Source organism: Vibrio ouci, assembly GCF_004551525.1.
GTDB classification, from domain to species: domain Bacteria; phylum Pseudomonadota; class Gammaproteobacteria; order Enterobacterales; family Vibrionaceae; genus Vibrio; species Vibrio ouci.
The window spans coordinates 23,774-45,385 of the sequence record NZ_SATR01000030.1; the positions used below are offsets into that span (position 1 = coordinate 23,774).

The following is a 21,612-nucleotide window of genomic DNA, read 5'->3' on the forward strand; positions in this document are numbered from 1 at the left end:
AAAAAGTTAGTTGGAACTATCGTTATTCTCTAAACACACAAAAAGTTAAATGTAGCCGTCGCCGAGGGACAATCGGCTCGGTAAATTGAGGTGTGGCGCTTCGCGTTAAGACAAACCATGCGACGACAATCAGTGCAACAACAAAGATAGAGATGACGACATGCTCTAAGTTCACTTGTGCGCTGCTCAATAGCTTTTCAGTCAAATCACATTGTTCACCAATATCAGAAGGAGATTTAGAGATATGGGCGAGGTCAGCAAGAGCGGAATATTTAAACTCGCATACGGATTGCCAGCCTGCATTTTGCGACAAACAGATAGCAAAAACCCATCCGATAAGCATCAGAGTGATTTTCGCCGATTTAGTCGTAGCAAAGTGTTTGAGCAAAGTAATCAATCGCCAGTTAAAAATGCCTGTGGATTATGACAAGCTAATAAGAAACATTGTTAGTGTATTGCAAGAATCGCCCTACACAATTTTCTTTTGTAAGAAAACCTTATCAATATCTACCGTCGGAAAGTTGGTGAATCGCCCTACTTCGACAAAGCCAAGCTTCTTATAAAAATCAGGAGCTTGAAAGCTATAAGTATCAAGATAAAGATCCGTTACGCCGAATTTGACCGCTTCTTTTTCTAATCGTTCCATCAGCATCGAACCGATACCCGCATGACGTTTGCGATCATCAACCCAGAGAAACTCAACAAACAAGGTATTGGTAAATATCTCACCAGTTAATCCACCGACAAAATCCCCTGCTTCATCTTCGATATAGCATGCTAGACTAGTCACATCTTCATCTGGAAAATGCTTTAAGTTGAATGCTTTAAGTCCATTGTAGATGACATCTTTGATGTTCTTTGGCGGGTTGAGGGTAAACTGCACATTCATAATTACTTCCTTTACTTCCTATCCCTTAGACACAAAAAAAGCCAGCGAACGCTGGCTCAATTTAACTGTATCAGGCTGAGTTAGCTCGCAAATGAGCTTAGCATCCAAAGGGCTAGAACGACAAATACCGCCCCCATAAATTTATGCTGATAAGTGCGAAACTTTGCGTTTTCTAACAGAGGTTTACCTAAGGTTCCAACTAACGCAACCAATAAGAAATTGAACAGTAAGCCTAACACATTAAGCAACAAACCGAGCGCCAGCATCTGCTCGCCAGAACTTGCGGCAATATTACTCGATACAAACTGAGGCAGGAACATAACAAAGAATACCAGTGCTTTCGGGTTCAGTAGATTACTCACCAAAGCGCGCTGATAAAAGGTGGCGGCAACTTTACTGCTTCCGTCCATTTGCGGCGCATCGGCGGCACTTGCACGTAAACAGTCCCAACCCATTTTCAACAGATATGCCCCACCGAGTAAATGCAGAGCTTTTAGCGCAAGAGGGCTCATTGCGATAAGAGCAGAGACACCCAATGCAGCAAGTAAGGTTAAGATGATGCCCGACGTTGCGTTACCTAAACTGGCAAAAATACCTACTTTACGACCGTAGCTCATACTTGAGCTAGCAATCAACAACATATCAGGCCCAGGCAGCAAAAGGAGCGCGACGACTGCGGTGAGATAGACCGGCAGTACAGAAAAATCAATCATCGTTATAATTTCACAGGAACAGGAAGGGACAGGATTTTAGTTCAACAAAATCCATGATAAACGATAAAAACAACATCAATAACTTGGTATATAAATCGATACGCATAATTAAAATCACTTCAGTAACATTGAGCAATTTTGTACAAAAATAACGGATCGCTTTAAGCTAGACTGAACAGTCCACCGAGTAATGTGAAAAGTGCAAGGAGAGCTCATGACAAATCACGGTAAGAAAGAGTCAGCCAGCTTCCAGTTAGCTAATGAGCTAGGTGGGCTTGAATTGCTTGATGCCAAATACACCAATCAGAACTTTTCTCGCCATAGTCACGAAGGCTATACCATTGGGGTAATAGAAAAAGGGGCTCAGCGCTTTTATCGAACTGGTGGTAACCATATTGCCCCGCAAGACAGCATTATTCTGGTCAATGCAGACGAAGTACATAATGGACAGACGGCAAGCGAAGGGGGCTGGGAATACAAAGCCATGTACCCTTTACCCGAGCAGTTTGAAAAAATAACTGAAGGGCTTACCTCTGGGTTATCTATTCCTTACTTTCCGGAACCTGTGGTTTATGATCCAGAACTCGCTCAGCAACTTAGGCTAGTGTTCGATACGCTTGCGCAATCTGACAATAAATTACTCAGAGAGACGTTAATCTACGGCACGCTCGTCAAACTCGTCTCTCGCCATAGTAAAACCAAACTTGATTGGCAGCCAAAGACTCGCAGTCAAAAGCAATTGCTATTGGTGAAAGAGTTTATTGATGACTTCCCTCAAGCGGATGTCAGTCTAGATGACCTGTCAAAACTGGCTGGGCTGAGCCCGTATTATCTCACTCGAAGCTTTCAGCAAGCATTTGGGTTGCCTCCACACGCTTATCAGATCCAAGCGAGGTTAAGAGTCTCGAAGCAGCTTCTTCGCAAAGGATTGACGATTTCAGATGTCGCGCAAGAATGTGGCTTTCATGATCAAAGCCATTTTCATCGACACTTCAAGCGCGCTATGGGGGTGACCCCTAAACAGTTCATCGGAACTTAAACTTCACAGGCAAAGGTCTGTAATGGGTGGGCAATAATGTACAAGCCCACAAACCGCTTCCATGAGTAAATACCCTGACCACTCACCAACTCTGAAAATAACCATGAGTACCATGACTATTGAATCCAATTTATCCTTAAGCCGCTCACAGCTCTTTTGGCAAGGTACGCTCGCGATGGTGCCGTTAAGTGTCGCAGTCATTCCTTGGGGATTACTGGCGGGTTCTTTTGCCATAGAGTCAGGGCTAACCATTGTCGAGAGCCAAGCACTATCGGCGATTCTCTTCGCTGGCTCTGCACAATTAGTCGCCACGGGAATGTTCAAAGCGGGCGCGTCGCTTGCCACCATGTTACTTGCAATACTGTTTATTACTTCGCGTCATCTACTTTATAGCGTCTCCATGCGAGATCGGATCGCCCCTTTACCGTTAAGATGGCGATTAGGTTTGGGCTTTCTGCTGACAGACGAACTGTTTGCCATATGCGGCCAGCAATCAGAAAAACAGTTTAATCGCTGGTATGCATTAGGTGCGGGGTTGAGTTTCTATCTGTGTTGGAACATGGCGACCTTTGCCGGAATCGTTGCCGGCAGTTATATCCCAGCCCTCAATGAGCTAGGGCTAGAGTTTGCAGTTGCAGCAACCTTTATTGCGATTGTCGTGCCGAATGTAAAAACCTCTCCCACCCTAATAGCGGTCGTCGTTTCATTGGTGACATCTGTCTTTTGTTACGCTCAGGGGATTGAATCAGGATTAATGATAGCAAGCGTGGCTGGCATGTTAGCTGGCTACTGCGCGGAACAGTTAAAAGGAGGCCAATCATGATCATGTGGTCAATTCTAGCAATGACAGTATTGGTCTTTTTAAGCCGTTACCTGTTTCTTGAACCCAAGCTGCCTTTACGCTTAAATCCAGCTGCTCAAAGATTGCTGGCATACTCTAGCCCAGCGGTACTCACGGCTATTTGGGCGCCGATCGTGTTTATGCCAGAAAAACAGCTATGGCTGGCACCATCAAACCCCTATCTAATTGGCGCAATTGCAGCAGCGCTGCTAGCTTGGAAAACCAAGAACGTTTTGCTCACTACAATTGTCAGCATGGTGCTTTTTCTGTGCTTAAAACTGCTCTAGCCAAAGAGTGCGGCTAATAAAAAAAGTATCGCGGCCAACGCTGCGATACTTTTAATCAACAAGCCAAGATTGGTACTTCCACCTTTAGGTGCTTGATTGCAACAGCCCATTTTTCTAACTCCTATGATTGATGCTTTATTTGAAGATAAAGCTTAACCATAGGGGAAGGTAAAGCGGGATTTACTGCGCGACCCATTCAATTTCAATCAACGTGGTCTCAGCTAACTTTAAACGTGCTAAGAACACATCATCGGCGTGCACTTCGCCGACGCCTTGCGGTGTGCCAGTCATAATGATGTCACCATCACAAAGGGTGGTGTAGGTTTTCAACTCATCTAGGATCGCTTGCGGCGAGTACATCATCTGCTTCACCGAACCTTTTTGTACTCGAACACAGTTAATGAAGAGTTCGATTTCGAGTGACTCAATGTCAATCCCATCGAGCGGGACAAAACGGCTAAATACCGCAGAGCCATCAAATGCTTTTGCTCGCTCCCACGGTAACCCTTTCGATTTCAAGCTCGACTGAAGTTCACGTTTGGTCAGGTCTAACCCTAAGCCGACGGCTGCGAGTTCACCTTGTTCAACAATAAAACAGATCTCACCTTCATAGTGTAGGCGTTCATGATGGAAGGCATTTAGCTGAGAGGAAATAGATGTCGGTGGTTTAGAAAACACCACCATTTGCTCAGGAATGGCATTGTTCAGCTCTTGGATATGCTCTAGGTAGTTGCGGCCCACACAAACTATTTTTGTCGGCGTAACATGGGTATTTCCAAGTTTAACTGAAGTCATCTCACCATCCTTGATGTCATTGATAAAGTGATCGTATTCTAATCGAACTCAAGGATAAAGTGTTGCTTTACGAAACAAAATTAAGAGCTATGCCAACAATATTGATAGTTATCGCGACAAGATAAACTTTACTCTCTAGATAGAAAAACGCCTACCCAAGTGTGGATAGGCGTCAACACGATTATTGTGTTAAGGCAGTAGAATCGTTGTTATAGGAAGTAACGTGCACCGATCGTCCATTTGTCGTCGTCTTCGGTCGCAGGATCGTCATCACCTAAATCAATCTGGTAACCAGCGAAACCAACCAGTTTCGGTGTGAAGTTATATTCAGCCTGAAGCGCACTTTGACTAAACTGAGTAAGGTCACTAGAGTTAGCCGTAGCTTTTCCGGTCACCGCTTCATAGTTAACACTTAGGTTAAGTCCGTTTCCTAAGCCATAAGCCAATAACACCTCATATTGCTCAGACTCGTAAAGAGATTCGTAGAAGTTGTCATTGTTTGCGTACACAACGGCACTATATAGCCCATTACTATAGTTACCTACTTTAAGGGAAACAGCATGAGATTCCGCATCAACGTTATCTACCTCGCCACCGTTGTACACATACCCTAAGCCAATACCCATCATAGAGAAGGAAACCGCAATTTGGCCACGCGCGTCATAGACTGTGGCCGCTTCAGTATGCTTACCTTGCCAACCTAGACCAAAGTCCAGTGACATATCATCACCAAAGGCAAAGCCTTTACGGTAAGTGACCATTTTATCACCACGACCAGAACCTAGGTTGCCGTGGTTGGAGTATATAAAGTCATTAGCAAACGCAATTGGCATATCAGCCACGCCTGCGACGTCATAGTAAGGGGCCCATTGTGTACCCAACGCTAGACGACCCGCCTGATCATGCGTCATACCAATGTAACCAAGACGAGTTGTGAAAGAAGTATCACCACCATCAAGGTATTTGAGTGCCCATTCCCCTTTTGCATCGACCGTGATGCCGTTACCAACATCTTGTGTTCCAGACACATTCAGTCGAGGAGATACTTGGTGGACTTCGACTTCGTCACTGGAATATTCACCGATGCCGACATCGACATAACCACCAAGAGAAATTGTTGAACCTTCGCTGTTGTAGATTTCGGCTGCGAAAGCGTTTGTACCACATGCTGTTGCCGCGATGGTTGCGGCTAATAATTTAGTATTCATTTTTTAATGTCCGTATTTGGTTTAACCACGTTCGAATCAGTCGCTAGCGACCGAAAACTGCACGAACAACTAAAACGTAGTACGGAAACAAAAAAAATGAAGTGCAACCAAGCGCTTATTAATGATTATTTCGCAAAATAACCTAATCAGCAAAAATATCAGTACTTTTTAACCATATGAATTATCTATGATTTTTTGGAGTCATATTTGCACCAAAAATAAAAAGTGACACATGTCACGTTTTTGTTATTTTATGGGAACTTTCCTAGAATATGAGTCGCAATAAATCAATATCACGACTCAATATTCTACATTTTTCATACGTTATTGAGCGTTAACCGCTTTAATAAACACTTGTTGGGCATCATCAATTTTTAGTGCTTTTGCTTCTTCAAGTAGAGCCAAAGCTTTGTCTAAATCATTAGATTTCACTGCGGCAGTGATCGCGTTGTGATAATAGCTTTGTGTTTCAGGCTGAATAACTTCTGGCGTTGATGCTAATGACGGCTTGAGTGGAGCATCATCTGTTGTCGGCCTAGAGAGTGAAAACAAGCTGACACGATCAATTGAAACTTCTATTTTACCCACCAATGCGTTTGGAATAGGGATGTCTTTGACTTCAGGTAAATAGTTACCGCGACCTTCTGCATCCAATCGAGCGGGGTGGATGACATTAGTAAACTTGCCCAATTCCGAATCATCACTGTAAACCACTAAATATACCGACTCAGTTCCCGTCGGCGGGAAAAAGTCGAATTCAGCGACTAAGCGATTACCTAAATTTAAGCGCGGTTTCTCATAAACAAAGTGGTTCTTGTCGTAGGTTTCTAGCACCTTGCCCGATTTATCGACGATAACAGCTCGTGGAGAAAATGCCGTATCACCGATCTGGCTGGTGATTTCAATCGAAAACTCACCGCGGTTTGCTGGCAGCTCAAAAACCGCAACCGGGCTATCTATGCCAATACCTTTAAAATGTTGAGAATTGTCAGTGATCTCTACCGTAGCAGAGCTTGGCAGCTTCAATACGACTGATTGTAAATTGGAAATCGAGCTAACTTGCTCAGCTTGGGATAGCTGAACATGTTCAGGAGTCGGGGCTGTTTGGCAAGCAGTTAATGCAACACAGCTGCTAAGAACGAGGGCACGTAAATACATAGTTTGTCCTTTTGTTATTTTGCTAAGAACTCGAAGGGAGGCTAACTTGTAGCAATCAAACCCTACCTGCAAATACTTAGGAAAATAGCCGGCACATTAGAGCCGGCTAATAAATTATGGACTAGACGATTAGGACAGTAATCCGTCTATTACCACCAAGCTTCAACCTGAATACCTACTACGTACTCAGAATCTTCGCCAGTGCCAAATGCATCGTCGTTTTCAGTATCAGTAATGTATGAACCGTAAACGCGCAGTTCAGGACGAGCCCAGAAGCTGTCACCCATTGCCCATGCTTGAGCAACAGTCAGTTTAGTATTACCGAAGTCTTCTTTCTCCATACCGTTGCTTGCGATCTTCTCACCCGCGTTGTAACCCGCTTCGAAGACAGTGCGCATTGTATCGTTCCACTTGTACATTGGACGAACAACAACCGAGTACTGGTCGATATCAAGTTTTTGACCTGTGATGTTGCCATCTGAGTCAGTACCACCGATATCAGAACCTGCTAGATAAGCTAGCTGATGACCCATTTCCCAGCTTTCACCAAGGTTCATTACACCCCAGTTAATAATGCGGAAGCCAGTCGCGTCGTTATGAGCGCCTGAACGGTCGTAGTAAGTGCCAGCACCCCAGAAGTTAGCAGCCTGAACACCGTAACCCGCTGTACCGTATTGGAATACAGTTTGGTTAAAGCCATTGCTCATACCTTGGTGGACAACTGCTGTAGCAAGAACACCATCGTCACCGTCGTAGTTCTTGTCATCTTTTTCTGTCGCGAAGTTGTACGCAAGTGCTAGTTCTAGTGAAGCGTCAGACCATAGGCCAATGTTCGCTAGACGAGCGTCAAAGATGTAACCTGCGCCATTGTCATCTTCACCATCTTGGATTAGTGCTAGAGATAGCTTTTGATCACCAATTGATAGGTTTTCGATACCACCACCAGTACCAGAGGTGTTTAGGTAGTAGAAGTCAGTGATGTGGATGTCTTTACGTTGGTAGTAAGTCTTACCCGCCCACATTGTTGCGTCTGTATCAGCAGCAATTAAGCCTTTTGCTTTAACAGCGAACTGAGCAACGTTGAAATCGCCATCTTCCCAGCCGCTTGCACCGCTATTGCCCTGTGCAATCATCGACTCTACGCGCCAAGTTTGCTCACCTGTTTTCAACTCTTCAGCAAAGCCAAACTCATAGTAGTTGTCGTTTTCATTACCTAGACGACCAACACCATTTTTGTTGACAGAAAGATCAGACTCACCATTGCCACTAATGCCAGTACCAGCACGGAAGTAGCCGTTAAAATCCACTGCGAATGCTGAACCTGCAGCTAGAGTCGCAGCCACTGCAGCAGCAATTACACTTACTTTTTTCATTATTAACTCCATTTAGAGATTTTTATTTTTCGCTCTCTTTCGGTCCATTCTGTAAGGCAGTAACAGAGTGTTGCTAAAGAGAGGTAAGGCGGGACTAGGGCTCATGACTTAGTCCCTCTCTGTTTCAACTGCAGCAAGATTAACTGGGGAGTAGAAAAACCAACTCATCCAGATGAGAAATAATTTAGGGGGATGAGAAGGGATGAGAAAATTTACAGAACGATATTTTTACGCACTAAATCACAATAATAGGGGTGAGTTCGAACGCCAGAGGAAAATTAGTTAGATCAAAATGCCAAGTAGCTCACTATTTATATAAATAACATCAAATTAGTGAAACAAAATTACAGTTATTCTTTTTTAGAATGGTGCTTGACCTACTGTTAGCAAACCTATTAACTAAAGCTAAAGTAATAAATTTAATTATTAGTAAGCCATAATGATGCAGTGCTCTCGTCCGTACCCTTTGGGTGCCACACCAGATAGTCATGGGTGTAACTTTTCCATATTCGCTCCAAAGGCTAAGAACATCCAACTCGCTATTTTTGACGATAGCGGAGAATTCCAAACCTTCACATTAGAGCAAGAATACGCAGGCGTTCGGTTCACCTATTTACCGAATATTAAAGCTGGCCAGAAATACGCTTATGTTGTTGAGGAAAACGGTAAGCCACTCCTCATTGCCGACCCTTATGCCAAAGCACTAGAAAAACCGCTTCACTACATTCTCCCTTTTGACAATGAAGCCAGCTTTACCTTGGCAAAATGCGTCGTGGTAGATGATAGTTTTGATTGGCAAGGAGTAGAGAAGCCGAACCGCCCTCGTGAAGAGATGGTCTTATTTGAAACACACGTAAAAGGCGTTTCAAAGCGCAACCCAGAAATCCCTGCGCAAGAACAAGGCTGCTACCTTGGTCTTGTCAGCCCTGCAATGCTTGAGTTCTACAAACAGCAGAACATCAATACTTTGCAATTGCTACCGGTCGCGGCGTGTATGCATGAGCCTCACCTACTTAAAATGGACAAGGTAAACTACTGGGGCTACAACCCTTACCTGTTTATGGTGCCAGACCCAAGGTATGCCGAAAAAGATGCGGTCACCGAATTAAAAACCGCGATACGCGAGCTCCACCGCCACGGTATCGAAGTCATTCTGGACGTCGTCTACAACCATACCGCTGAAGGCGGAGCCGATGGGCCTATTTTCAACTTAAAAGCACTAGACGATCATTACTACATCAAACATGGTGAACATTACGCTAACTATACTGGTTGCGGTAACACGGTTGATCTTTCTTACCAGCCTTCATTAAACCTTGTGATGGATACGCTGCGCTACTGGGTCAATGAGTATCAAGTTGACGGCTTCCGCTTTGACTTAGCCGCCACCTTAGGTCGACATGGCGAGCACTTTAGCCCTGAGTCTGCGTTCTTTAAAGCCGTGGCGCAAGATCCGGTTCTACGTGAAGTGAAGTTAATTGCTGAGCCATGGGATATCGGCCCAAACGGTTATCAAGTGGGTAACTTCCCGTTTGGCTGGAACGAGTGTAATGACCGTCTACGCGATATAACACGTAGTTTCTGGCGTGGCGTTCAAGGCTTCCTAAAAGAGTTTGCGACTCGAATAATGGGTTCTCGCGATCTCTATAGCGCAGCAAATTGGCCTTATAAACTTACCGTCAATTACATCACTTACCATGATGGCTTCTGCATGCAAGATTTAGTTTCTTACAAGCACAAACATAATGAAGCAAACGGTGAGCAAAACCGCGATGGCCATGGTGACAATCGCTCAGATAACTATGGTATAGAAGGAACAACAGAAAACCCAACTGTTTTGGAAAAGCGTGAAAAGCAGAAACGTAATTTTATGGCGAGTCTACTTTTTGCTTTTGGTATTCCACATATCTTGACTGCAGATGTCCTTTCTCACAGTCAGCAAGGTAATAACAACGCCTACTGCCAAGACAATGAACTCAGCTGGTTAGACTGGTCTAACTCAGAGTCGAAAGATACGTTTAAAGCTTGGTTGGCCGAGATGGTCAAAGCTCGTCAAGAATTTATGGTGCCATTTATTCGCGCGTTCAGTGGCGAAAGTCGTAATAACAACCGTATCTTCTGGCGCAGAATTGATGGTAGCTTCATGGAACATGATGACTGGAATCGCTTAAGTTCTGTCGCACTGCACTTAGGGATTGGTAAAGAGGGAGATGAGCTGTTTTACTGCATCAACCAAACCAATGCCCCTGCTCGTTTTACTCTGCCTACCTCTGAAGGTAAAGAGTGGACGATGATCTGTAATACAGATGATCACGAGCTGCATAAAACCATTGATAACAAACAAGTTCTTGTTGCCCCATCTTCATTAGCGATCTTTTTCGCCAACGCCTAACTTCACAAAATTGAGTGATATGGTGACATATCACTCAATTTATGAATAAAGAAAGCCCATTCGCTAGATTAATATGCATTGATGTGCTTGCGAGATCCGTTTACTATACGGCGCATAATTACAATACTTTCTAATCAATCGGTTGGCACACAATGGCTTTACCCAAGTTTCTTATTCGCACGCTCAGGCCGTATATCATACTGCTCGTGATAGGAATGATTTACGCAGCCTATCAACAGCTCAATAAATCAGAACACATCGCTTATCAGCAATCCTATTCCAATCTCAAAACCGGTTCTGAGCTTATCTTTTCCCAAGTTGAAGCGGCTTCAAGTAAACTCTACTTATTGGACGACACGTCTTCAGTCTCTGAGTTCGACTCCATCGCCAAACGGATATTGAAACACACGCCCACATACAGTGACATTATCTATGTCAATCGTGAAACTAACCAATATCGTTCTGCACTACTCAACTCTACTGATGCTGAAAAAAATCCTGATATTACTTGGCGCCCTCTCGACGGTATCGCTGAGCACTTAGCCGTCTCATCCATCTATCAAAAAACACCCAAAGAGTGGGTATTCGCAGTCAAATACACCCAAGACAACGCTAACGAAATTTGGTTGGAGTTCGACTTAAAGTACACCACACAAAGTTTACGTGGACTACGTACATTGAATGAGGGTTACGTTTTCGTCGTGGATAGCACCACAGGCAGACTCGCCTTCCATCCAGATCCTAACCGAATAGGCACTCCTTCGGTAAGCTACCACGCCGGGATCAGTGAACAAATCAACCACGGCTTGTTGTTTGGCAAGTATGAGTACTACTACAAAGGTCAGTTCAAGATGTCTGTCTATGATGGTGACAACCCATACAAGTGGGTGTTCATCTCAGGCACAGATCGCTCAGATATTCTCTCTTCTTCTTATCAGTTTTCATTGACTGCCATCGTTATAGCGTCACTGCTGTTTTTGGCGATTGTCATCAACTATTTAACCTATCAGCTAAACACCAGTTTGGCCGAACTTAACAACAAAGAAGAGCTGGTCGACTTTAAGCACAACTTAAGAGAGATCTTAGATCGCTTTTGCCACCACAAAGGTGTCCAGCTTTGCTTCTACGATGCTGATTACGGACACTTCACTACCGTCGATTATCATGGCAACACTAATATTATTCTCAGAGATCGAAATCTTGCTAAGCACTTTTCGCCAAGCTCTTTAAGTTACACGGGGAAGCGATACGCCGATCCTCTAGCGAAGAAGCTGCAGATTAACTCGCGTCACTACACCATTCCGCTGTTTGATAAAGAGAGTCTGATTGGGGTTATCTACATGAAAGCCACCTTCCCGACCTATCGCAGCATTTTACGTATGATCCGCGATTACTCGGAAGTGGCGCTAACCAATTTACTGCTGCACAAAAAGTTGCGCAGTAAAGACGTTATGACTCATTTAGACAATAAACTCACGCTGAGAGAAAAGCTTGATAAGCACATCGATAAGGAAGACGTTTACTTAGCCATCGTCGATATTGATCACTTCAAACGTGTGAACGATAGCTTAGGTCATTTGGTTGGCGATCAGGTGATCATCCACACTGCTGACTTAATGAAGAAGTGCTTTCCAAAACCCAACTCATTGAGTGTGGCACGTTTTGGCGGCGAAGAGTTCTGTGTCCTGTTTAGAGCCAATGATGAAAATGATGCCTATGAACAATGCGAAATGTTTAGGCACTTAGTCGAGCAATCAAAGCTTATTTGTGATGATGTTCCTGTGCAGTACACCGTCAGTATCGGTATTACACTCAACCGAGACAGCCAACACATCTCGATTGGTCGAGCGGATAAAGCGCTTTATCAAGCCAAGGGATTGGGTCGAAACCAGGTGGTGTTAAATACCTTCCAAGCATAAAAATAAAGGGAAGTGCAGTGAGCACTTCCCTTTTTCGTTTAGTTCACACTGTCGATATCAATCACCATAAAACGAATCTCGGTACTAGATGTCGCCTCATAAATCACACCAATATCTTCGTTTCCTGAAGCCCCTTTGTCTTGGAGCTGAACGAGATCCGAATAGGCACTATAGCCATCTCTAAACTGAGTTCTCTGAGTAAAATTATAGTTACCTGCTCCATCATCTACCGCACTCCAAATCGCTAGATCATTTCGGTCTGAACTCACGGCTGAATTTCCTTGAGGACCTGACATTAAGACGCGATTCTCTCCGTAGCGCAGTAAACCAATATCCACTTGATCTAACTTGAAGAACAACGCACCATTTGTTGAGTGGCGCTCTTCTTCAATCATCGTCCAGTTAACACCTCGGTCTGAACTCACAAAGTGATAACGGTTAAAATTACCAGTGCCCGTTGCTCCATCATTGCGAGCAGACATCAAAAGTCGACCATCGTTGAGCTCAACCATATCTGCTTCACTTGGCTCAAGTGCATAGGTTGGGGTTTGATTCCCAGCGTGCCAAGTCACGCCATGATCATCACTATAAATGGATACAACCGACAGCTGAGTAAACGCATCTAATATAATTGCAGGGAAGATCAGCCGGCCATTGGTTAACTGAATACCCTGACCTGGGCCAGCATTGATACTCTTCCACCCCGGATCACCACGACCATTTCGTGCACTGGTTTTCGCCCAGCCTTGTTCAGCAGGGTGTTTAATAATAGTCCCATTGACTCGCTCCATTAAGCTCGCATCAAAATAGAACTGCTGATTGTCTGCAATGGAAAAATCTATCGTGTGATAAGCAGAGGCACCTTTGGTAGATGAACATCCATTCCCCCACGTCACTGTTTTACTAGAATGGCTTTGACCAGACCAATTTGTCGCAACGAGAGTTCCATCGACATAGAAACTAGCCGTGCTACCTTGACCGACAATTTTATAATCATGGTAGGCGGAGATATCGAAGTCCATTGGAAACTCAAGGTTAGCACCGTCAGAGTACAACACGGCTTTTACTGATTTATCAGCATTGACTTGAAGGTCGGCTAAGAAGCGTTTACTACCGTTACCGTAGTACTGCACATTACAAGAACCATCTGCAACACGGGAATTCCAACTCAAACTCCAACCATCACTATTCGCTTGATCGATCTGGGCTTGTGACGGTGTCGCAGACCAAGTTGCACGTCCATCAATACTGTTGGTCCCATTCGCCATCCAGTTAACGTCTTTCACTTGATCTAACACATCAATCGCTGCGGACCATGTCTGTCCGTTGTCATCACTGGTTCGATAAAACAGTTTGTGTTTAGGATCATCAAACGGAACACAATTTCCGTTTTGAGCACAGTTGTTATCCCACTTAGTGTAGAAAACAAACATTCTCCCTGTGGTCTTATCAACAAATGGTCGAGGATCCGAATAGGCTTCATTAGCCACTTCATGGATAACGGTATAATCACTCCAAGTCACGCCATTGTCAGTGGAACGTCGACTTTTGATGCTAGTCGGATAGCCACTACCGGGATCTTTATTTGAAGCACGCCCCTCAGCAAAAGCGACTAAAGACCCATCTTGAGCAACAACGATTGATGGTATGCGATAGTGGCTACTTCCACCTTCACCACCTTTAAATACCACTACATCTCGTAAATTAGGTGCAACGGCATGGGCACTCATTGGGGCGACAGTCATCCCAAGAGTTAGTAGTCCTAATGCCAAAAGTCCCTTCTTTTGAAATTGTTCCATTACTGAATGTCCTCTTACTATTTCCGTGTTCGAACGATGTGTCAAAGACAAATAAAAGGTGTAAAAAGCCCCTACATCATACGAATATGATGCAGAGGAGAATTGTTAGGTCTTTGACTGTTTTAGCGAGTTATCTATAGGGGGAGAAAACTATCGCCAACTTAGCGTGTAACAACTTGATTGAGCTTGTCCGTTACTACCTTCACCTCCTAATAAGTACATTTTGTTGTTAGTTGAAATCGACACACCATAAGCAACACCTTCAGGTATTGAGGTCGCTTGGTGCCACTTTTTGCCATCGAATCGCCATACTTGATTGTTGTAGTGTTTGGTCAATCCTTGATGGCTGTACCACTGCCCTTTCAGGAAATTTCGTTGACTGCCGATGAAGAACGCTCCGCCGGCTGCAATAATCTGGTGATTCACCATGCCACAGAAGTGACCTGCTAAGCCTTCATGGTTGTTAGCGGCTTGCTGTATTGAGGGCAATTTTGTAGAGCTAAGGCTATGTGGAGATTGAAACTCAAATCGCTTGGTCTCTAAGCTTCTAAGCCCTGGCTTAACTTCACCTTCAACCAGCGTAATACTGTTACCCTGACGAACGATCCCTGCACCACAGTTAGCTGGAAAAATATTATCCGCGACGATCGACCACTTCTGCAGAGTCGTTTCAAACTGCCAGATGTCTTGATTCCACCCGTAGGCTTCAATCGGACGAGACATAAATTCCGTTAGCATAGCGCGATGTTTTTCTGGTTTAGTCTTAGGATCAACCTGTGAAATTGCCGCGAGAAACGTATCAAATGTCTCTTTACAGTAACCACCGAAAAACACCAACCGACCCGGCTCTAACTCGCATGCTGAAGCGCCTAAGAAACCCACTGGTGTTTGGGTGGTCAGTTTGTCCCATTTATCGATTTTCGGGTCATAGACATAACCATCATCAAGCACCACAGGTGGCTGTTCTGCACTTAAACATCCAGCTCCAGAGAAAACATACAGTCTGTCATTACTCACTGTGTAAGCCGCGTCATTTCGAGCCACTTCGGGAAACTCTGCAGCGCTTTGCCAGCCATGTTCAGGACAATCTAAATCATAGAAAAATAGGCGCTTCCCTGCGCTCCCTAAACCAGCATAGAGTGTGTTGCCGATAACACCTCCTACCCCGTTTTTCACCCCAAATGGCAAGGGTGGAAAATCTTCAATGAGTAACGACATTGTATGAGCCCCTTAATCGTTAATGTCTACTGATGAACCATTCCACGACAGCATATAAACCTTATTGCTTGCGCGGCGATCGCTCTTTTCACCACCTGCAATCAATACCCCTTTCGACGCATTGAATGACGCACCATAAGCAAGGCCCTCTGGCAGGTTATTCACTTGTGTCCACAAGCCTTCTTTTTGCACATAAATCTCTGGGTTGAATGCTTTACTGAATCCATCATGAGCGAACATTTTGCCGCTCTCAAAAGCAGATTTAGCGCCATGGAAGTTGGCTCCACCAGCAACAATCACCACACCATTACTCTCACCTGCAAACGCCCCTGCGACCCCTTCTTGCACATCTAAAGACTTAGGTGCAGGCATCGCGTGTAAGCTTTGCCACGGTTGCTGTTGGCCAAATTGATAGGTTTTAACCTCCGCTGTTCTTAGACCCGGCTTTATTTCCCCGCTAATCAAAAGCGCCTGTTCACCCTTAGCGACTAGCGCACTACCACAATTTGGTAGATAGGGTGACTGACCAAGATCACTCCACTTGCCTGTAGCAGGTTGGTAGCTTAAAACTTGGCGATTCCATTTATAATCTGTTGGTTTCATCCCCATGTAATCGTCGACGATTTTCTGCCAAGCTTCTGGCTCCGCTTTTTTGTCCGTCGTCAGTACGTCATGAAGATACTGGTCAAAGTAAGCTTTGTTGTATCCACCAAAAAAGACCACTTGTTTGCTATCCGGCGAGTAGGACGCAGCGCCTAGTAGACCCACGGGAGAAGTCGTATTCGCTTGCGCCCAAGAGTCTGACTCAACGTCATATCGATATACGCTATCAAACAAGATTGGCGCGGCATCAGACGCGTTGATTTTGCCCGAGCCACCAAAGACATAAATTTCGTTGCCAATCACAGATGCCGTTGCCCCATTGCGGGCAGGACCACTAAAGTCAGCTCTTTTTTGCCAACCTTGAGATAGGTTATTTAAATCAAGCATATAAAAGTCCTGTCCCACCGAACCGAGTCCAACGAAGACTTTATTGCCCGCTTGGGCGCTCACGCCACTTTTAATACCTACAGGAAGATCAGGCCACTCATTGGCAGCCAGTGCGTTAACACTCAACGCCAGAGAAGCAGCAAGCAAAGGTGTATGAAGTATTGAGTTTTTGATAGTCATTATTGTTATTTCCTTATTGGGTGACCCTACCACTCATTCGGTCATGGATTGGCGCAGTCATTTCCTGTTGCGCCTTTGTACAAAATTCATACTAATTATTGATCAATGAAAAAATATTTCTTTGATCAACTTAACAATAAAAAATATTTTCACCATTGAATAAAATAAAAGCCCATCATTTCGATGAGCTTTTAATAATGACTTTTAAATCAATAAAATAGAGTTACTTCATTAATGGCAGAACCACTTCCGCCGTCTCCATTACTGATTCGGTATATTCTGGGTAGCTGTCTAATAAGGTGTTGATCAAAGCATCAACCAATAAGAGCGCGCCGACTTTGGAAGCAAATGCACCGCCGGTCAATGGACCTTCTGGCCTTGCTGCGACCAGCAGTTCATCGGAAATGGCCGATAGCGGGCTGTGGCTAATATTCGTCAATGAGACAACCGGAACACCGCGTCGATGAGCTTGTGTCGCTGCGTGGATAACCTCTTTAGTCGAACCTGAACTCGACACAGAAAACCACATATCACCACTGTCACTGCGGCCTGCACTCATTGCGGCCAAGTGCGTGTCTTCGTACATGATGGCTTTTTTGCCAATACGCACTAAACGGTAAGCTAAGTAGCGCCCGACAATACTTGATGCACCAACACCGACGCAGCCGATGAAACGAGCGTTATGAACCAACTCGCAGATACGTGCCAATGATTTACGGTCAATCAGCTTAGCCGTATCTTGCAGGCTGTCTACGGCACTTTGCGCAGAGATATCGCAGATATCACCTTCAACTGGGGTTTGATTCTGCGAGGCCGTCTGACTTAAATCAACCGCCAGTGCCATTCTGAAATCAGAATAACCTTTGTAGCCCATATCGCGACATAAACGCACCACCGTTGCTTCACTCGTTTGAGTATTACGAGCAAGATCGGTAATTGTTTGGAACTGAACGTCATGAGCGTTTTCTAGCACGTAGTCCGCAACTAGTCTTAGTTTTTTGCTCAACGGCTCAATATTAGAACGCAATCGAACTAATAGATTTTTAGGCGAATTCACTAGGGCCTCTTTACATTTATTTGGCTGAGCTAAAAGTATCAAACTCAGTCTGTTTTGAACACCAGCATAGGCTTGATAATCACATAAAGTTATTGAAACTAAAAGTTTCAATCATCGTGTTAATCTTGCTTTTACCTTCACTATCTAGCCCTAGGAATGGCGCTCTGCATTCGCCATAGTCGATACCGAGTTCTCCCATCGCATACTTAATGCCTTGGTAAACACCAACATCAAGCAAGACTTCCGTCACTCGATTGACCTGCTTTTGCTTTTCTAGTGCTCTGTCTAAGTCACCTTCAAGCACCGCTTGGTAAAGTTCAACGTATTGCTTTGACATCAAGTTATAGGTACTGCCGATCCCGCCACTGGCTCCCATCTGTAAGCCACTGACGAGCATGGTATCTTCACCATGGAAGATAATACTTTCCGGTTTTGCCTGACGTAATCTCTCGACAAAAAACATATCGTTAGTGGTATGTTTGATACCAACCACGTTCTCTAGCTCTGACAGTTCGAGGAGTTCTTTGTGATCAAAGTTAACACCCGTCGTACCCGGAATATTGTAGAGCAACAAGGGAATCGGCGAGTATTGAGCAAGACTCTTGTAGTAATGAATCACTTCCGACTTACTAAAACCATAATAGAAGGGGGGCGTTGCCGAAATGGAGTCATAGCCCGCAGCAACCGCACTATCGACTAGCTGTAAAGACTCATGCAATGCAATAGCGCCAACATGCGCAATCAGTGGTACACGTCCATTATTGACTGATGAAACCGCATCAAGCACCTGTTTACGCTCATCAATGCTCATCAGAAAACATTCAGATGAGCTGCCGCCGATATAGAACCCATGTACACCTTGCGTGATATGGTGCTCGACCATCGCGGGGATTTTATCAAGTTGCAGCAAACCATTAGATGAAAATGGTGTCATCAAGGGAAGGTAAATGCCCTGCATATAAACCTCTGAGAATTAGAAGCATCAATATGAGGGAGGCAAACCTCCCCCTATGACTTAATTAGAGAAAGTTTGCGTCGCGCAGTTTCGCCAATACATCGGCTTTTTGGTTTGCGCTTAGTACACGGATTGGTTGGCGAGGGTCACCAGCATCAATGCCGTGCAGTTGCATCGCAACTTTACCTGCAGCAACACCGCCATACTCAACCAACACACGAATAATCGCGATGACTTTGTCCATTAATGCGGCCACTTCATCATGCTGACCTTGGTTAAACGCTTCAATGATCTTCAAATAAAGCGGCGCGGCATAGTTATACGTACTGCCAACCGCACCAACGGCGCCTACTGCAAGGCCTGCCGGCAGAAACTCATCGACACCGAAAGGAATATCAAACTTGCCACCCGAAACGCGGACGCATCGTTGGTACTCATACAGATCAGCATTATTGAACTTAGCACCAGAAAGGTTTGGAATTCGCTGCTCACCTTTGATCAAAAACTGCTCAAGATCGAGGTTTACCCCAGACATTCCAGAGTGGTAGTAATAGAAACCTTTCGATGGGGCGGCAGCCGCAACCTGCGCGCAATATTCAACGAGATCATCAACGCTACCTGGCTTGAAGAAACATGGCCCGATTGCTGACGTCGCTAGAATATCGAGAGTCTCCGCGTGCTCAGTTAAGTTCAGCGTATCAACAATACTCAGAGCGCCAGTGTGCAGGATCAAATCAAGCTTACCATCAGCCGCTTTCACCCAGCGCTCGGCTATCGCTTTACGTTCTTCTACCGAACAATGAATCCCTTCTCCAGTTGTGCCACATACATACGCCCCCTTTACACCTTGCTCAATCAGTAGCTCGGCAATTTGGTCGATTGCCGCAAAGTTGACTTTGTTGCTTGCGTCAAACGGGGTGTGGGGAGCGGCAATTAGGCCAGTTAACTTATTCATTTTTAATACCTTTAATAATTTTGTTTCTACTGTCCGTAGCCTAAGAAGATTTCAGGAAGCAACAGAGTGAATTGAGGGAAAACGGCAACAAGTGCAAGCACGATAAATAGTGGCACAAGCAATGGAATCACGCCGCGCGTTAACACGTGGAATGGAATGTCACCTACACGTGATACGACGTATAACGCCATGCCCATCGGCGGAGTTAAGATACCGATCATCAGGTTCAAGATAGCCATTACACCAAAGTGAACTGGGTCGATGCCCACCGCACCTGCCACAGGTACTAGGAAAGGAACCAGCAGCAGCAATAGCGCCAATGATTCAATAAAGGTTCCCAAGAACAGTAGCAGTAAGTTGATAAGTAGTAGCAAAACGAGTGGATTCTCACTGATGGTTAGGAAGTAATCCGCCAGCATTTGTGGCAACTGTTCACGTGCAACAATCCAACCAAATACCGTTACACCCATCACCATTAACGCAACCACTGCCGTGGTGTTAACCGTTTCTCTTAAGATTTCAACAAAGCCGCTTAACGTAAGTTGCTTGTACACGACTGTACCTAAGAACAAAGCGTATAGAGAAGAAACGACCGCCGCTTCCGTTGGCGTGAACTTACCTGAGAAGATACCGCCAATAATGATCACAGGCGTCAGCAAAGATAGGAACGCTTCTTTAAAAGATTTTAACTGCGCTTTACGTGATGCACGCGGCAATGTCATATACCCACGCTTCTTACAGATAAAGTAACTCATCGTCATCAGAGCAGCACAACACAATAACCCAGGGATCGCACCTGCCAAGAATAAAGCACCGATGGACGTATTAGAAACCACACCATAGATGACCAAAGGAATTGAAGGGGGAACCAATGGACCAATAATACAAGAGGCTGCAGTCAAACCACCGGCGAAATCATCGTCATACTTTGCATCACGCATCGACTTAATTTCGAGTTGTCCTAAACCACCCGCATCAGCCAAAGCCGAGCCCGACATACCAGAAAACAGTAAGCTCGCCATGATGTTTACGTGGCCCAAACTGCCCGTAATATGGCCAACCATAGATTTAGCAAAGTTAAAGATTCGCTCTGTGATGCCTGCACTATTCATCAAATGACCAGTCAACACAAAAAACGGAACCGCTAACAATGTGAAGTTGTCGATACCACCCAACATTTGTTGAGCAGCAAAGTTAATACCTGTGCTATTGGTAACAAGCAAGAACACCAACGCAACGAAAATCAGTGAAAAGCCTACTGGCATACCTGCAAACAGCAGCCCTAGCCAGCCAAAAATTGAACCTGCCATAAGGATTCCCTACCTCTGTGCCATTTGCGAGTTAGATGCCTGAGCATCTTTAGTGCAACCAAACAGTTGCTTTGAAAGTCCAAACATTTTCTCAAGCTGTCTGAACACCATAAATAGTCCACCTAAAGGCAAGCTATAGTTCATCCAACTGCTTGATACTCCTAAAGTAATCAACTCGAAGAAAGCAGTACGCTGAACGTGTTGGTAGCCTAAATAGATGATGGCGATGATAGAAAACAGCACCGCAACTTCTAATGACAGCACTAATGCCAAGCGGGCTTTTTCAGGCAATTTGTCTGAGAAAAAAGTGATGTTGACGTGTGTATTGCGCTTAATCGCAATCGCACAGCCAATTAACGACATATACATAAACAGAACTCGGGCGAGTTCTTCACTCCAAAGAGAAGGGTCATTGAGTAACCAACGGGTACCAATCTGCCAGGTCAGAACAACCAACAGCACCACCATTAAAGGTACGGTTATGATCTCTTCAATATTTTCAATTATCTTCTTAAACATCTTTAGCTCCATGGC

At 44.7% G+C, this 21,612-nt stretch carries 20 protein-coding genes; 5 read left to right on the plus strand and 15 right to left on the minus strand.

Annotated elements, in window-relative coordinates; genetic code table 11:
- Window positions 1–22: 22 nt before the first annotated feature.
- From ELS82_RS17390 to ELS82_RS17400, 3 genes are all read right to left on the minus strand, one after another.
- Window positions 23–343 carry a hypothetical protein gene (locus ELS82_RS17390; protein ID WP_244230802.1) on the minus strand — a complete coding sequence of 107 codons (321 nt, stop codon included), beginning with the start codon at window positions 341–343 and terminating at the stop codon, window positions 23–25.
- A gap of 126 nt (window positions 344–469) precedes the next feature.
- Window positions 470–889, minus strand: coding sequence for a GNAT family N-acetyltransferase (locus tag ELS82_RS17395; protein ID WP_134836603.1), 420 nt, complete (start codon window positions 887–889; stop codon window positions 470–472).
- An 80-nt stretch (window positions 890–969) separates the two neighbouring features.
- Window positions 970–1,602, minus strand: coding sequence for a LysE family translocator (locus ELS82_RS17400; protein ID WP_134836604.1), 633 nt, complete (start codon window positions 1,600–1,602; stop codon window positions 970–972).
- Between the two features lie 214 nt (window positions 1,603–1,816).
- On the opposite strand from ELS82_RS17400, the gene ELS82_RS17405 reads away from it, so the two are divergent.
- The 3 genes from ELS82_RS17405 to ELS82_RS17415 all read left to right on the plus strand — a co-directional run bounded on the left by ELS82_RS17405 (window position 1,817) and on the right by ELS82_RS17415 (window position 3,769).
- A complete protein-coding gene (locus ELS82_RS17405; RefSeq protein WP_134836605.1) occupies window positions 1,817–2,641 on the plus strand; it encodes an AraC family transcriptional regulator in 825 nt (274 codons plus the stop codon).
- Window positions 2,642–2,744: 103 nt separating this feature from the next.
- Complete coding sequence (locus ELS82_RS17410) at window positions 2,745–3,464, plus strand: AzlC family ABC transporter permease (RefSeq protein WP_134836606.1); 720 nt, start codon at window positions 2,745–2,747, stop codon at window positions 3,462–3,464.
- Window positions 3,461–3,769, plus strand: a complete 309-nt coding sequence (locus ELS82_RS17415; protein WP_134836607.1) for an AzlD domain-containing protein — start codon at window positions 3,461–3,463, stop codon at window positions 3,767–3,769. The genes ELS82_RS17410 and ELS82_RS17415 overlap by 4 nt, the downstream gene beginning before the upstream one ends.
- 180 nt (window positions 3,770–3,949) lie before the next feature.
- Here ELS82_RS17415 and ELS82_RS17420 read toward each other — a convergent pair whose 3' ends face one another.
- From ELS82_RS17420 to lamB, 4 genes are all read right to left on the minus strand, one after another.
- Entirely contained in the window at window positions 3,950–4,564 is a 615-nt protein-coding gene (locus ELS82_RS17420; RefSeq protein ID WP_134836608.1) for a fumarylacetoacetate hydrolase family protein, read from the minus strand.
- A 209-nt stretch (window positions 4,565–4,773) separates the two neighbouring features.
- Window positions 4,774–5,772, minus strand: a complete 999-nt coding sequence (locus ELS82_RS17425; RefSeq protein WP_134836609.1) for a porin — start codon at window positions 5,770–5,772, stop codon at window positions 4,774–4,776.
- A gap of 324 nt (window positions 5,773–6,096) precedes the next feature.
- Entirely contained in the window at window positions 6,097–6,930 is an 834-nt protein-coding gene (locus tag ELS82_RS17430; RefSeq protein ID WP_134836610.1) for a MalM family protein, read from the minus strand.
- Between the two features lie 149 nt (window positions 6,931–7,079).
- Window positions 7,080–8,303, minus strand: a complete 1,224-nt coding sequence (lamB, locus tag ELS82_RS17435) for a maltoporin LamB (RefSeq protein ID WP_167489358.1) — start codon at window positions 8,301–8,303, stop codon at window positions 7,080–7,082.
- A 442-nt stretch (window positions 8,304–8,745) separates the two neighbouring features.
- Between lamB and glgX the strand changes: the two genes are divergently transcribed.
- Both glgX and ELS82_RS17445 read left to right on the plus strand, forming a co-directional pair.
- Complete coding sequence (gene glgX / locus ELS82_RS17440) at window positions 8,746–10,695, plus strand: glycogen debranching protein GlgX (protein WP_208733203.1); 1,950 nt, start codon at window positions 8,746–8,748, stop codon at window positions 10,693–10,695.
- Window positions 10,696–10,910: 215 nt separating this feature from the next.
- On the plus strand, window positions 10,911–12,614 hold the full coding sequence (locus ELS82_RS17445) for a sensor domain-containing diguanylate cyclase (RefSeq protein WP_244230803.1): 1,704 nt from the start codon (window positions 10,911–10,913) through the stop codon (window positions 12,612–12,614).
- Between the two features lie 38 nt (window positions 12,615–12,652).
- Here the strand turns inward: ELS82_RS17445 and ELS82_RS17450 are convergent, their stop codons facing one another.
- From ELS82_RS17450 to ELS82_RS17485, 8 genes are all read right to left on the minus strand, one after another.
- Window positions 12,653–14,413, minus strand: coding sequence for an exo-alpha-sialidase (locus ELS82_RS17450; RefSeq protein ID WP_244230804.1), 1,761 nt, complete (start codon window positions 14,411–14,413; stop codon window positions 12,653–12,655).
- 150 nt (window positions 14,414–14,563) lie between these two features.
- Complete coding sequence (locus tag ELS82_RS17455; RefSeq protein WP_134836614.1) at window positions 14,564–15,631, minus strand: YjhT family mutarotase; 1,068 nt, start codon at window positions 15,629–15,631, stop codon at window positions 14,564–14,566.
- A 12-nt stretch (window positions 15,632–15,643) separates the two neighbouring features.
- Window positions 15,644–16,801 carry an N-acetylneuraminate epimerase gene (locus ELS82_RS17460; protein ID WP_134836615.1) on the minus strand — a complete coding sequence of 386 codons (1,158 nt, stop codon included), beginning with the start codon at window positions 16,799–16,801 and terminating at the stop codon, window positions 15,644–15,646.
- A gap of 223 nt (window positions 16,802–17,024) precedes the next feature.
- Entirely contained in the window at window positions 17,025–17,858 is an 834-nt protein-coding gene (locus ELS82_RS17465; protein WP_039477473.1) for a MurR/RpiR family transcriptional regulator, read from the minus strand.
- 79 nt (window positions 17,859–17,937) lie between these two features.
- Window positions 17,938–18,816 carry an N-acetylneuraminate lyase gene (locus ELS82_RS17470; protein ID WP_134836616.1) on the minus strand — a complete coding sequence of 293 codons (879 nt, stop codon included), beginning with the start codon at window positions 18,814–18,816 and terminating at the stop codon, window positions 17,938–17,940.
- Between the two features lie 61 nt (window positions 18,817–18,877).
- The gene (locus ELS82_RS17475) at window positions 18,878–19,768 is read right to left on the minus strand and encodes a dihydrodipicolinate synthase family protein (protein WP_134836617.1); all 891 of its coding nucleotides are present in this window, start codon (window positions 19,766–19,768) and stop codon (window positions 18,878–18,880) included.
- A gap of 26 nt (window positions 19,769–19,794) precedes the next feature.
- On the minus strand, window positions 19,795–21,078 hold the full coding sequence (siaM, locus tag ELS82_RS17480) for a sialic acid TRAP transporter large permease SiaM (RefSeq protein ID WP_005470240.1): 1,284 nt from the start codon (window positions 21,076–21,078) through the stop codon (window positions 19,795–19,797).
- Between the two features lie 9 nt (window positions 21,079–21,087).
- Entirely contained in the window at window positions 21,088–21,597 is a 510-nt protein-coding gene (locus ELS82_RS17485) for a TRAP transporter small permease (protein ID WP_038135089.1), read from the minus strand.
- Window positions 21,598–21,612: the final 15 nt, after the last annotated feature.

Excerpts from the sequence above, each read along its gene's own strand:
- ELS82_RS17390 (WP_244230802.1), bottom strand. The coding sequence starts at position 343 with ATGCTTATCGGATGGGTTTTTGCTATCTGTTTGTCGCAAAATGCAGGC.
- ELS82_RS17395 (WP_134836603.1), bottom strand. The coding sequence starts at position 889 with ATGAATGTGCAGTTTACCCTCAACCCGCCAAAGAACATCAAAGATGTC.
- ELS82_RS17400 (WP_134836604.1), bottom strand. The coding sequence starts at position 1,602 with ATGATTGATTTTTCTGTACTGCCGGTCTATCTCACCGCAGTCGTCGCG.
- ELS82_RS17405 (WP_134836605.1), top strand. The coding sequence starts at position 1,817 with ATGACAAATCACGGTAAGAAAGAGTCAGCCAGCTTCCAGTTAGCTAAT.
- ELS82_RS17410 (WP_134836606.1), top strand. The coding sequence starts at position 2,745 with ATGAGTACCATGACTATTGAATCCAATTTATCCTTAAGCCGCTCACAG.
- ELS82_RS17415 (WP_134836607.1), top strand. The coding sequence starts at position 3,461 with ATGATCATGTGGTCAATTCTAGCAATGACAGTATTGGTCTTTTTAAGC.
- ELS82_RS17420 (WP_134836608.1), bottom strand. The coding sequence starts at position 4,564 with ATGACTTCAGTTAAACTTGGAAATACCCATGTTACGCCGACAAAAATA.
- ELS82_RS17425 (WP_134836609.1), bottom strand. The coding sequence starts at position 5,772 with ATGAATACTAAATTATTAGCCGCAACCATCGCGGCAACAGCATGTGGT.
- ELS82_RS17430 (WP_134836610.1), bottom strand. The coding sequence starts at position 6,930 with ATGTATTTACGTGCCCTCGTTCTTAGCAGCTGTGTTGCATTAACTGCT.
- lamB (WP_167489358.1), bottom strand. The coding sequence starts at position 8,303 with ATGAAAAAAGTAAGTGTAATTGCTGCTGCAGTGGCTGCGACTCTAGCT.
- glgX (WP_208733203.1), top strand. The coding sequence starts at position 8,746 with ATGCAGTGCTCTCGTCCGTACCCTTTGGGTGCCACACCAGATAGTCAT.
- ELS82_RS17445 (WP_244230803.1), top strand. The coding sequence starts at position 10,911 with ATGATTTACGCAGCCTATCAACAGCTCAATAAATCAGAACACATCGCT.
- ELS82_RS17450 (WP_244230804.1), bottom strand. The coding sequence starts at position 14,413 with ATGGAACAATTTCAAAAGAAGGGACTTTTGGCATTAGGACTACTAACT.
- ELS82_RS17455 (WP_134836614.1), bottom strand. The coding sequence starts at position 15,631 with ATGTCGTTACTCATTGAAGATTTTCCACCCTTGCCATTTGGGGTGAAA.
- ELS82_RS17460 (WP_134836615.1), bottom strand. The coding sequence starts at position 16,801 with ATGACTATCAAAAACTCAATACTTCATACACCTTTGCTTGCTGCTTCT.
- ELS82_RS17470 (WP_134836616.1), bottom strand. The coding sequence starts at position 18,816 with ATGCAGGGCATTTACCTTCCCTTGATGACACCATTTTCATCTAATGGT.
- ELS82_RS17475 (WP_134836617.1), bottom strand. The coding sequence starts at position 19,768 with ATGAATAAGTTAACTGGCCTAATTGCCGCTCCCCACACCCCGTTTGAC.
- siaM (WP_005470240.1), bottom strand. The coding sequence starts at position 21,078 with ATGGCAGGTTCAATTTTTGGCTGGCTAGGGCTGCTGTTTGCAGGTATG.
- ELS82_RS17485 (WP_038135089.1), bottom strand. The coding sequence starts at position 21,597 with ATGTTTAAGAAGATAATTGAAAATATTGAAGAGATCATAACCGTACCT.